Annotated in this window: 10 protein-coding genes; 8 read left to right on the top strand and 2 right to left on the bottom strand. The window is 48.8% G+C overall.

The genetic code is table 11. The features are described from left to right. Positions 1-153 precede the first annotated feature (153 nt). The 8 genes from HMPREF9999_RS01925 (at position 154) to HMPREF9999_RS01890 (ending at position 9,047) form a co-directional block, all read left to right on the top strand. Positions 154-942: a hypothetical protein gene (locus HMPREF9999_RS01925; RefSeq protein ID WP_009436587.1), complete on the top strand. Its 789-nt coding sequence runs from the start codon at positions 154-156 to the stop codon at positions 940-942. A 187-nt stretch (positions 943-1,129) separates the two neighbouring features. After that, positions 1,130-2,086: a DUF4249 family protein gene (locus HMPREF9999_RS01920; protein ID WP_009436586.1), complete on the top strand. Its 957-nt coding sequence runs from the start codon at positions 1,130-1,132 to the stop codon at positions 2,084-2,086. Further along, complete coding sequence (locus HMPREF9999_RS01915; protein ID WP_009436585.1) at positions 2,083-3,252, top strand: Plug domain-containing protein; 1,170 nt, start codon at positions 2,083-2,085, stop codon at positions 3,250-3,252. Before HMPREF9999_RS01920 ends, HMPREF9999_RS01915 begins: the two co-directional genes overlap by 4 nt. A 15-nt stretch (positions 3,253-3,267) precedes the next feature. Next, entirely contained in the window at positions 3,268-4,410 is a 1,143-nt protein-coding gene (locus HMPREF9999_RS01910) for a TonB-dependent receptor (protein ID WP_044062924.1), read from the top strand. 129 nt (positions 4,411-4,539) lie between these two features. Continuing rightward, the gene (locus tag HMPREF9999_RS01905; protein WP_009436583.1) at positions 4,540-5,166 is read left to right on the top strand and encodes a DNA alkylation repair protein; all 627 of its coding nucleotides are present in this window, start codon (positions 4,540-4,542) and stop codon (positions 5,164-5,166) included. 302 nt (positions 5,167-5,468) lie between these two features. Beyond that, on the top strand, positions 5,469-6,161 hold the full coding sequence (locus tag HMPREF9999_RS01900; protein ID WP_009436582.1) for a succinate dehydrogenase/fumarate reductase cytochrome b subunit: 693 nt from the start codon (positions 5,469-5,471) through the stop codon (positions 6,159-6,161). A 53-nt stretch (positions 6,162-6,214) separates the two neighbouring features. Then, positions 6,215-8,161, top strand: a complete 1,947-nt coding sequence (locus HMPREF9999_RS01895) for a fumarate reductase/succinate dehydrogenase flavoprotein subunit (RefSeq protein ID WP_009436581.1) — start codon at positions 6,215-6,217, stop codon at positions 8,159-8,161. A gap of 127 nt (positions 8,162-8,288) precedes the next feature. Continuing rightward, positions 8,289-9,047, top strand: coding sequence for a succinate dehydrogenase/fumarate reductase iron-sulfur subunit (locus HMPREF9999_RS01890; RefSeq protein ID WP_044062923.1), 759 nt, complete (start codon positions 8,289-8,291; stop codon positions 9,045-9,047). Positions 9,048-9,441: 394 nt separating this feature from the next. Here the strand turns inward: HMPREF9999_RS01890 and ccsA are convergent, their stop codons facing one another. Next, positions 9,442-10,230 carry a cytochrome c biogenesis protein CcsA gene (ccsA, locus tag HMPREF9999_RS01885; RefSeq protein ID WP_009436578.1) on the bottom strand — a complete coding sequence of 263 codons (789 nt, stop codon included), beginning with the start codon at positions 10,228-10,230 and terminating at the stop codon, positions 9,442-9,444. 165 nt (positions 10,231-10,395) lie between these two features. Next, positions 10,396-11,695 (bottom strand): cytochrome c biogenesis protein ResB (locus HMPREF9999_RS01880; protein ID WP_009436577.1); only part of this gene is annotated, 1,300 nt, incomplete at its 5' end.

The following is an 11,695-nucleotide window of genomic DNA, read 5'->3' as shown; positions in this document are numbered from 1 at the left end:
GTTAGATATTAGACGTTAGATATTAGACGTTAGAAGGCTAACGCAATTGGGCAGCCCTATCCGCTGCATAGTGGTAACATCTAAATTCTAATATCTAGTGTCTTATCTCTACATTCAAACATCTAAACTCTAATGTCTAAATTCTAACATCGTATGATGAAATATCTTTTCCTTTTAGCATGTGTATTAGGTATGTCCACTTCTTGCAAGAAAGAAGAAGTGCAGCTTCTGGACACAGGTCTTGGTTTCGAATATTATCCAAGACAGTGCAACAACATCGCTACGCTCGCTTTGGAAAACCACCAAGGATACTTCTACGAGCCGACTCCAAAAGTTGGGCAACCAATAAAGGCACAAGACTTTCTACTGTGTCTGTTCACAACTAATGGTCCACTTAAAGCACAGATAGCAGAATACCCCAATCTATTTCCAGAAACCTATTCTGAGATGGGGCAGAGAGACACCTCTGACTATCCCATTGCGCCAGGAAACAAAAAGTTGGAAAGACTGCTAGGGGATGATTATTACAGAGGGGTAGTCAAGACACGGAGCACCAATCAAAAAGGGCTAGATTGGTTCTTTATCAAACCTTGGGAATATCGCATAACGGGTGTCAAGGATTTCAACATCATAGCCACAACTCCGCTTTTTGGACAAGCTGCAGGGACATCGCTCAACCACTACTTCTCTATCTTTGAGTTCCATCCCAAACAAATTATTACCCATACCACTCAGTCCTTGGTATGGGGCTACCGCTCGCAAAATAAGGTGGAAACCATTGCGCAATGGCTAGCTCTTAAACCAATGGCTCCCCCTGTCATCGTATTTCGTTTCAATGCCACTCCTCCCGAAGTGCCAGCGCACGTGAAATTCGTGTCGATACTAGAAACCACAGACGGAAAGGTGCTGAGAGATACCACGGAAGTAGACATTAGACGTTAGAAGGAAAACGCAATTGGGCAGCCCTATTCGCTGTTGTTTTTAACTTCTAAGTTGCCCCTGCGATGCATAGTGCTAACATCTAAAATCTAACGTCTTATCTAAATTCTAAAGTGCAACTTTTTGGCATGGCACTAACGTCTAATCTCTAACGTCTAAAATCTAACGTCTAATCTCTAAACTCTAATTCATGCACAAAAGAAGGAAAGGCTGGTGGCTTCTGTTAGCCAATTGGTGCCTACTCATCATGCTCACGGCGTGTGTGGACGATTTATCCATATCCCCCAAGGAAGGTTCGCGAAAGGTGGTGGTGTCGTGTGTGCTACACAACACTAAGGTGCAGAAACTACAGCTCACTTACAGCAACCCTGTCAACGAACCGAGTTTTTCAGAAGAAGTGGAAGTGGCTACCCCTACTCTCTACGAGGAAGAGAAAGCAGTGGGCACCTTCTCTAGAGTAGGATATGGGGAGTGGGAACTGAACTACACCCCTCACCACGGAAAGAATTATCGGCTTGTTGTGGAAGTGCCTGGACATCCCACCATCACAGCGACCACCACCATGCCCACCCCGGTGGACATCTACCGTGGAGACCCACGCAACCAAAATATAACCAAACCTTTCACTCAAAGCAGTCATTCAGCTCCTTTTTGGATTTGTGCACTAACTTCGAGCCTAAAGGAGTCTCAACATGTGCTCAAAAAACCCAAAGTGGAAGACGATGCTCAGGCTAGGTTGATTAGCACTATTGCGACCACCCACAAAGATGCAGACCGCTTCACTCAAGATGAAATAGTGGATAGGAGCAACACCTTTAATGATAGATCGACTCCTTATGAAAACTACATCAGAGTGGCACCCAACCCGGCAATCACTCGCGATAATCCCTATCATTTCACCATAGCATACGGTGAAGCATGGGCTTCCTTTATCGTGATGCGCTCAGCCTCTACAGAATATGACCGTTACCTGAAATCTATACTGGAGAAATTGAAGTTTTATGAAGGTTCTGACGACCCTGCACGCTGGTTTGACGAAACGGTTATTTACTCCAACATTGAGAACGGACTGGGCATTTTTGCCGCTTACTGGCAACAGTCTTTCTATTACAACAACATTTATCCTTCCACCCCCACTGCCCCATGATGAATAGATTGCGATACTACTATTTGACGGTGCTGTGCTGCCTACCGCTCACAGCACTGGCGGAGCATTTCGAAGGAGTGGTGCGCGATGCGCACTCTAGAGTGCCTCTGCCCAAGGTGGAAATCTTGAGCCATCAAGGGAAGGTGCTGACACAAACGGACTCCATCGGACGATTTGAGCTAGAACAAAAAGCGGAGCAACTGGAGATTATCGTCTTCTTGCAAGGATATGCGCAAAAGAAAGTGGTGATCAAAACTGGCGGTGTCCACGACATCTCTTTGTCTCCGCTGGGCAAGAGTCTTAGCACGCTCACTGTGACGGCAGTGCGCGAACGACGCGGCAACAATGCCTTCACCTACAGCACCAATGAGGTGAAAGGAATAGCCACCCTCACCGGCGAAACTGACGTGATGCGCTATATGCAAGTGCTGCCGGGTGTGGCACAAGGCATGGAAGGCGGCATGGGATTTTACGTGCGTGGAGGGGGCAACGGCAACAACCGCGTGGAGCTAGATGGGGTGACAATTAGTGCTCCGACACACCTGTTTGGACTTTTCTCCACTTTCCATGCGGACATCGTGGACAAATCGACTTTTCAGATGGGTGGTATCTCGGCAGCTAGCGGAGATTTGCTCTCATCGCTGCTGAAAATCGAAACTCCCAAGCCTAATCTGGAGCGATATCAATTTTCTGCCTCCCTCTCTCCTCTCATGGTGGGGGCTTCGCTGCAAGGCTATCTCGTGAAGCACAAACTCTCCTTCCAATTGACGGGAAGATCTGCCCTGCTCCGTCCTGAATATCTGCTTGCGAAGAAGATAGCTGGTGCAGAAAACGTGTCGGGCGACTTCGACCCACAAGTGCAAGATGGCTATGCCAAACTCTTTTGGGCGATTCACCCTAAGCACTCGCTGGAAATGATGCTTTATGGGAGTCATGACAAACTGAAATACGAGCCAGAAATAGATGAAGACGTGACGAGCAACAGCATCCATCTAGGCTGGGACAACAGTGTGGCAAAGTTGCAATGGAACTACCAACCCACCCTTGGGATGCGACTAGTGACCACAGCCTACTCCTCCAAGTTCACCAGCATTCAAGAACAGCGAGAGTTTACCATCAGAGGCTTGAGCGGCGGAATGGGACTAGGCTCGGAGAAGCACGAGTAGGCTATTCGCAGCCAGTTGTTCACACGTTGGAGAAGTATAGCGATAAACGGAGGTGTGGATGTGCGTGCGCTTTCCTTCAAACCTGCGATACAGAAGACCTATCTGAACCATTATGACGCTATTGTGAGACAAAGCGACTACCGCACCTCGCAGTCTTCGCTCTTCACCGAGGCGGAATATCAAGACAATCGCTACAAGCTCAAAGGTGGGCTGCGCTACACTTTCTATAAAGATGCTGCAAAGCACCCATCGCACCACTTGGACGTGAGACTACAAGGCTCTACCTTCCTCACACACAATGCTGGAGTGGAAGTGACTTTCGACCGTCTCTCACAATTTCAGCATAGTTTGGAAGGGCTGCCAGTGGGCTGGGCACTCGACTTGATGGTGCCTGCTTCGCAACAACTCCCCACGGAGCTGTCGCACCAATACTATGTAGGCGGATTCTGGGGCAACGACACTTTCTATGCTACCCTCGGAGGATATTACCGTCATCTCTCACACATCGCCACCTATAAGAGTTTGCTCAATCTCTTCGCGGTGCACAATGTGTCGTGGGAAGAAGATGTGGCTGCTGGAAAAGGAGCTTCTTATGGTTTGGAACTGTGGTTGGAAAAGCGCAAAGGTCGCTGGACGGGTTCGATGGCTTACACCCTCTCTCGCACCACACGGCAGTTTGCCGAAATCAATCGCGGACTGCGCTTCCCCTTCAAGTTTGACCGCACGCACAACCTCAACGTGCAATCGCAATATCTGCTGCAAGCGAGTGAACGACGTGAGCAGCGATTTCACACGGGGCTTTACTTCTCGTCGGGGCACAACATGACCATCCCTGTGACTACCTACTCCGCTGAAAATTTGCCTTTCTGGGAAACGACTGGTACCTCTTCCAATTACAATCACCTCTATAGCTTCCATGCCAACTACCGCACGCAGATGAGTAAGGTCAATGAGTATCGCGTGGCGAACTACCTGCGACTGGATGTGGGGTACTCCGTATTGTGGAAGCGACGCACTTGGCAACACGAACTCACCTTCTCGCTCTACAATGTGTTGAACCGAAAGAACCCTTATTTGGTGTTTCACGAAGAGGACAGATGGAAACAATTGAGCCTGCTCTCTATTATTCCTTCCATTCGCTGGGAACTGCGCTTCTGAAGTGACTGAGAAGAAGGGCTACCTCCTGCGATAATGATGATTATTATGCAACGAAATCTGCGCTAGCTGGCGCAGATTTCGTATTTTTGCAGCAAACTCAACTACAACGACTATACAATATATAAGCGAATGACTGAACTTAACCAACCTCTCGACGACCAACTGCGCGAAATCAAACGCAGACTTCGTGCTGCCATGAACGGTGTGCTCAGCGGAACGATGCGCAAAAATGGAGTGGACTATCGCGTGAACTTTGGCGTGGACCAACCTCGATTGGCAGAGATTGCCACTGAAATCCCTCACACCTACGAACTCGCCGCTGCACTGTGGAAAGAGGACATCCGTGAACTCCGACTGCTCGCTATCATGACGATGCCACAATCGGATTTTGATGAAGAACTAGCGATGCTCTGGATGGAACAACTGCGCTATGCTGAGGAAGCACAGGTGCTGGTGTTGCATCTGCTCCAACATCGTCCTTATGCTTCGTCGATGGCTTTCCGACTCATTTCTTCGGAAGTACTGATACAAAGACTAGTAGGTTGGTTGCTACTGGGTCGCCTTTTCATGGCTGGTCTGCATCCTACGCAGCGAGATGCCGACGAACTGCTAGACCAGGTGGCAACAGAACTCTCTGCGCCCGAGGGAGATGTGGGCGTGAAACGTGCTGCTCTCAATATGCTCTATAAATTTATGGATCTGGGCGAAGCTGAATCTGCACGAGGCGAACGATTACTTACACAATTAGGATTATAAAATGGCATATCTCATTTATGTCTAGTGCGATATATATTAATTAATTTGAACTTTCCTTTTGTGCATTGCTAGATTTCTGTTATTTTTGCAGATAATACTTCGTCTCCTCATTTATCAGGAGAGTATTAAGGCAGTAAACACCTGTCGTAAAAAACGAATAATCAAAATGATAGACAGCATAACGCACACCTACTAACGCCATTTTTCATAGAAGAAAGTGGCGCAGTTTTGGTGTGTTTCTCCCTGTCCTTCTCTCGAAACTATAACAATTCATCAACAATTTAATTTCTTCAAAAACTATTATGTGGTTAACTACTTCATCTATCGGAAGAAAGGTGCTCATGTCGGTCACTGGACTCGCCCTGATTCTCTTCCTCACCTTCCACGGATGCATGAATGTGGTAGCACTCTTCTCCGCTGAGGGCTACAACATGATTTGCGAAATGCTCGGCGCCCACTGGTATGCCGTAGCAGCAACCGCGGGATTGGGTGTATTGATGCTCATCCACTTCGTCTATGCTTTCATCTTGACAGCACAAAACCGCAATGCTCGCGGTAACAGCCGTTATGCAGTCGTAGACCGTCCTGAAAAGGTGGAATGGGCTTCTCAAAACATGCTTGTCATCGGTATCGTTGTTCTCCTCGGCATCGCCCTTCACCTCTATAACTTCTGGGCAAAGATGATGTTCGTGGAATTGGCACACGTTGGCAACGAATGGTTGGCCGCTGATGGCTACCATTGGATTCAATACACTTTTGCTAATCCTGTTTACTCCGTGCTTTATCTTGTATGGCTCTTAGCCATCTGGTTCCACCTCACTCACGGCATGTGGAGTGCAATGCACACCCTCGGTGCTAGCGGCAAAACTTGGTTGCCCCGCATCAAGTGCATCAGCTATGTTTACTCCACCATCATCATGCTCATGTTTGCAGCTGTCGTTGTGAAGTTTGCTGTTGCCGCTATGCTCAATGGCACTATGCACTTCGGTTGCTAAATTAGCATCGTAGCACATTCTCCCATTTATCTCAAAATTCAAGCATTTCTCAAATGGCTATTTTGAATTCTCGCATCCCCGAAGGCCCCGTGGCCGAGAAGTGGACCAACTATAAAGCTCACCAGAAGTTGGTGAACCCCAAAAACAAACGTAAGCTCGATGTTATCGTCGTAGGTACTGGACTTGCTGGTGCAAGTGCTGCTGCTTCGCTCGGTGAAATGGGCTTCAAAGTGAAGAACTTCTGCATCCAAGATTCTCCTCGCCGCGCACACTCTATCGCTGCACAAGGTGGTATCAACGCTGCAAAGAACTACCAAAACGACGGTGACTCTGTATATCGTCTTTTCTACGACACCGTAAAGGGTGGTGACTATCGCGCTCGTGAAGCTAACGTGTATCGTTTGGCTGAAGTGAGCAACGCTATCATCGACCAATGCGTGGCACAAGGTGTGCCTTTCGCTCGCGAATACGGCGGTATGCTCGCTAACCGCTCTTTCGGTGGTGCTCAGGTGAGCCGTACTTTCTACGCTAAAGGTCAAACTGGTCAGCAGCTCCTCCTTGGTGCTTACTCTTCGCTCATGTGCCAAGTGCACGCTGGCACTGTGCAACTCTATACTCGCTATGAGATGCTCGACCTCGTGATCATCGATGGTCGCGCTCGCGGTATCATCGCTCGCAATCTCGTGACCGGCGAAATCGAACGCTACGCTGCACACGCTGTGGTGATTGGTACGGGTGGTTATGGTAACACTTACTTCCTCTCTACTAACGCTATGGGCTGTAACGCATCGGCTGCTATCGCTTGCTACCGCAAGGGTGCTGTTTTTGCTAACCCTGCTTACGTGCAGATTCACCCTACTTGTATCCCCGTACACGGTGACAAGCAGTCTAAGCTCACGCTGATGTCTGAGTCTCTCCGTAACGATGGTCGCATCTGGGTGCCTAAGAAGCTCGAAGACGCTAAGGCTTGTCAAGAAGGTCGCCTCCAAGGTAAGGACATCCCCGAAAAAGATCGCGATTACTATCTCGAACGTCGCTACCCTGCATTCGGTAACCTCGTGCCTCGTGACGTGGCTTCACGTGCGGCTAAGGAGCGTTGCGACAAGGGCTTCGGTGTGAACAATACGGGTCTTGCCGTATATCTCGACTTCTCACAAGCTATCAAGGACTTTGGTCGCAAGGAAATCGAAGCTCGCTATGGTAACCTCTTCGACATGTACGAAGAAATCACCGACGAGTCTCCTTACGAAACTCCTATGCAAATCTTCCCCGCTATCCACTACACCATGGGTGGTATCTGGGTGGACTACGAACTCATGACCACTATCAATGGTCTCTTTGCCATCGGTGAGTGTAACTTCTCTGACCACGGTGCTAACCGCCTCGGTGCTTCTGCACTCATGCAAGGTTTGGCAGATGGTTATTTCGTGCTCCCTTACACGATTCAGAACTACCTCGCTGACCAAATCACCGTTCCCCGCTTCTCTACTGACCTCCCCGAATTTGAGGCTGCAGAAAAGCACGTGCGTGAACGCATCGATCGTCTCTTCGCTATCGGTGGTAAGCGCAGCGTGGACAGCATCCACAAGGAACTCGGACACATCATGTGGGAATACGTGGGTATGGGCCGCACCAAGGAAGGTCTCGTGAAGGGTCTCGGTCTCCTCAAGGAGCTACGCAAGACTTTCTATCAAGAACTCCGCATCCCTGGCTCGAAGGAAGGCGTAAACGTGGAACTCGAGAAGGCACTTCGCCTCGAAGACTTCATCCTTATGGGTGAACTCATGGCAAACGACGCCCTCCACCGTGAGGAGTCTTGCGGTGGTCACTTCCGCGAAGAGCACCAAACTGAAGAAGGCGAAGCTAAGCGCGACGACGAAAACTTCTTCTACGTGGGCTGCTGGGAATACCAAGGCAGCGACGACGTGGCTCCCGTGCTCTCTAAAGAGCCTCTCGAATACGAAATCATTAAGGTGCAAACCCGTAACTACAAGGCGTAATCTAACGAAACGCAATCGCATATTCGGCATGTCTAGGCAATGAGCCATGAGCTCACCTAGACATCGACCGAAAACGATGCGAAGATTGCACACTAAGATTTCCCCAACTCCCAAACAAGACATAGTCATGGCTAAGAATATTTCTTTCACCGTAAAATACTGGAAGCAGAATGGTCCGAAGGACGCTGGTCACTTTGAACAGCGCGAGATGAAGAACATCCCCGATGACACTTCCTTCCTCGAAATGCTCGATATCCTCAACGAGGAACTCATCAACGATGGTCAAGAGCCCTTCGTCTTCGACCACGACTGCCGCGAAGGTATCTGCGGTATGTGCTCACTCTACATCAATGGTACTCCCCACGGCAAGACGGCTACTGGTGCTACTACCTGCCAACTCTACATGCGTCGCTTCAACGATGGTGACGTGATTACCGTAGAACCTTGGCGTTCGGCTGCCTTCCCCGTGATTAAGGACTGCATGGTAGATCGTACTGCTTTCGACCAAATCCAAGCTGCTGGTGGTTATACCACTATCCGCACTGGTCAAGCTCAAGATGCTAACGCTATCCTCATTCCAAAGCCCGATGCTGACGAATCTATGGACTGCGCTTCTTGCATCGGTTGTGGCGCTTGCGTGGCAGCCTGCAAGAATGGTTCTGCTATGCTCTTCGTTGCTTCTAAGGTGTCTCAACTCGCTCTCCTTCCTCAAGGTCGCGTAGAAGGTGCTAAGCGTGCGAAGATGATGGTAGCGAAGATGGACGAACTTGGTTTCGGTAACTGCACCAACACGCGTGCTTGCGAAGCTGTTTGCCCCAAAAACGAAAGCATCGCTAACATCGCTCGCCTCAACCGCGAGTTCATCGCTGCGAAGTTCAAAGACTAATCAACTGAGTGAATCACTTACAGCAAAAGAAAACCGCCCACGGCTAATGTCGTGGGCGGTTTATTTTGTGGAATAATACAGCACGAGAGAGGCACAACGATTCAACCCAAGATAGGCTAAGATTAGATTCAGGAGAAGGCTGAAGGTAGGAGCACGCTAGAGGTAAGTAGACGTACTGGTGATAGACAACTGAAAGGATATTCTACAAACAGGCTACTTCCACTGCTACGAATGCTCGATAGGTTGCGCCACTCTATAGGTTGTCTCGCATCGCAACGGCAAAACGAAACATCATACAAACAAAACATCCCCACCTATTGCGCAATAGGTGGGGATGTTTCGGTGAACAGATAAATTGTTTCTCATGATGCCTCACACAAATGAGGATTAGGGGTTAGCCCATGTTATAGGTGTGCACGCTTGCTCCTTGTGCAGAAGGCAAATAGTTGATGCCCCACCAACACATCTGCAACAACACAAAGGAAACAATCAATCCCCATAGTGCCGCACGACGATAACGATCAGCGCGCAGACGCACATGGATATACGCCAAATAAGCAAACCAAGTGGCAGCTGCCCAAGTTTCTTTCGGGTCCCAAGCCCAATAATGTCCCCAAGCCTCTTTCGCCCAGAGTGCACCAAACAAGATGCCGACCGTCATAAACGCCCAACCTACATGTACTAAGTTGTCGCAAATGTCGAGTTCATGTTCTATTATTTCGCTCTTTTTGAACCACAACAGATAGGCTGCCATCAATGCAGCTGCACCGAGCATGGCATAAGCAAACATATAGACAATAACGTGCGGTGCAAACCAAGGACTTTGCAGCGCAGGCATTAGCGTTTTGTTGTGTATCTCGGGATTTACCAAGTTAATGGTGGTGAACACTCCTGCCAACAACGTACTGAAAGCGAGTATCCAGGGATAGCGCCAACGAGAATAAATAATCAAGCCTGCTGTGGGAAGAAAGAACGCATACCACAAACGTGTTTCGCCCATGGTACGGAGGGGAGGACGCTCAAGCGAGAACCACATGCCGAGAATGAAAGCGAAATAGACGAGAAGTCCCGCAACGGTAAACAAATAGGTGGGAATTGGACGCTTCTTCCAAGCTGTCCACGCACCACCCAACCACAACAACAAGGCGGGAAGTGCAAAATATATAAAGGAATTCCAAGTCATAACAAGAGAATTATGAGAAAAGAGCAACCCAACGCTGGATATGAACACGCTAGAAACACATCTGACACAAACAATCTAGATAAACATTTGAGACAAACGCACTAGCGAATAGCATTGTTGGGGAGGTGAATACTGATAAGCGGCGCACGCCTATACCGAAAGGGTTTAGCGACGCTTTTGTGCTACAATGAAAATGAGGATAGCTCCAGCCAGGAGTAAATAAACACCTACATACACGGCTGGCAACCACGGATCTTTCACGAGTTCAAACGTACTCGATTCGCTCCATCTACCCATCGACTCATCGTAGCTCAATTGATAAATCATCCAACCGTCCACTTTCACAGGCTTATTCACTTCCACCGTAGCCACGATGTGCTCTTGCGACTTCGTGAAAACCTCAATTTGAGAAGCATAGCGTTCGGGTTCGCGGCGCGCCATTACCAAACTCAACTGATTGTTGAGTTTAAGTTCTTGGAAGGGGAACATATAACTACCACAAGTCACCCAACCCACAATGGGTTTGCCCACTTCTTTGTCGCCATCCATCGGTTGTGCTTCTACCAAAAGCGCAGTCACCGCTCCCGAAGTGCCCCAACCCACATACTTTATCGTGTCTTTTGTCACCACAGGAGCAGAGAGTGGCAAATTTTCGCGCACTCTGATGCGCCAATGCATCAAGCGTCCCTCTTTGAAATGCTTGTCAATCAACACGACTTCAGGATTCTTCTCTGGAATCGTCTTTCCCGTTTTGTTGTTCACCAACAAGAGTTTAGGGGGATATTCATCGATGGTAAATTTCTTGAGCTGAATAGCCAGCGGAAGTTCCACAAACCCCTGTTCGTGTGTAGCGCGCCACTCGGGCATATCGGTAGTAGCCTTGAGTTTCACGCGCTCCATATCGGCACTTCCCAATGTTGCCGACACGATGGCGACAAACAACCCAACGTGGCAAAGCATAGACGGCAGTTCGCGCCAGCGGAAATGAAAAGCTTGACGCAAAACGATTAAACCCACAATGGCAGCCAGCGTGAGATAAACCAGCACAAATGGCCAAAACGACAACATTTGTGTCAAACCAATGGGGTCTACAGCACGCTCATGCGCAGGCACTTGACGCGTCAGTCCCATTGCCACCGTGAGGGCAGCAGCATAAAGCAAAATGGGCACAGCAGCTTCCACTCTGTGGAAAAATCCAAAGAAGCGTACTTTGTGGCGCAGCACATAGACCAAACCAAGGCTGCAAAGAAAAAGAAAGAGAAAAATGCCGTTGAGGGGAAAAGCAAAATCCGACCAATGAATCGGACCAACGCTAAATTGCAGGGCTAGTCCCACCACAATAAGTCCGGCACCGAAGGCAAAGCCTTCTTTCATTTTCCAGAATTTATTGAACATAAGGAGAAAGAGAAGATAATCGTAGAAAATAGTTGTAGTAAACCCCAATCGGTCATTAGATCCTGAACAG

It is taken from the genome of Alloprevotella sp. oral taxon 473 str. F0040, from assembly GCF_000318095.2.
Classification (GTDB): domain Bacteria; phylum Bacteroidota; class Bacteroidia; order Bacteroidales; family Bacteroidaceae; genus Alloprevotella.
This window is presented reverse-complemented; position numbering and strand designations above follow the sequence as displayed.

Excerpts from the sequence above, each read along its gene's own strand:
- HMPREF9999_RS01925 (WP_009436587.1), top strand. The coding sequence starts at position 154 with ATGATGAAATATCTTTTCCTTTTAGCATGTGTATTAGGTATGTCCACT.
- HMPREF9999_RS01920 (WP_009436586.1), top strand. The coding sequence starts at position 1,130 with ATGCACAAAAGAAGGAAAGGCTGGTGGCTTCTGTTAGCCAATTGGTGC.
- HMPREF9999_RS01915 (WP_009436585.1), top strand. The coding sequence starts at position 2,083 with ATGATGAATAGATTGCGATACTACTATTTGACGGTGCTGTGCTGCCTA.
- HMPREF9999_RS01905 (WP_009436583.1), top strand. The coding sequence starts at position 4,540 with ATGACTGAACTTAACCAACCTCTCGACGACCAACTGCGCGAAATCAAA.
- HMPREF9999_RS01900 (WP_009436582.1), top strand. The coding sequence starts at position 5,469 with ATGTGGTTAACTACTTCATCTATCGGAAGAAAGGTGCTCATGTCGGTC.
- HMPREF9999_RS01895 (WP_009436581.1), top strand. The coding sequence starts at position 6,215 with ATGGCTATTTTGAATTCTCGCATCCCCGAAGGCCCCGTGGCCGAGAAG.
- HMPREF9999_RS01890 (WP_044062923.1), top strand. The coding sequence starts at position 8,289 with ATGGCTAAGAATATTTCTTTCACCGTAAAATACTGGAAGCAGAATGGT.
- ccsA (WP_009436578.1), bottom strand. The coding sequence starts at position 10,230 with ATGACTTGGAATTCCTTTATATATTTTGCACTTCCCGCCTTGTTGTTG.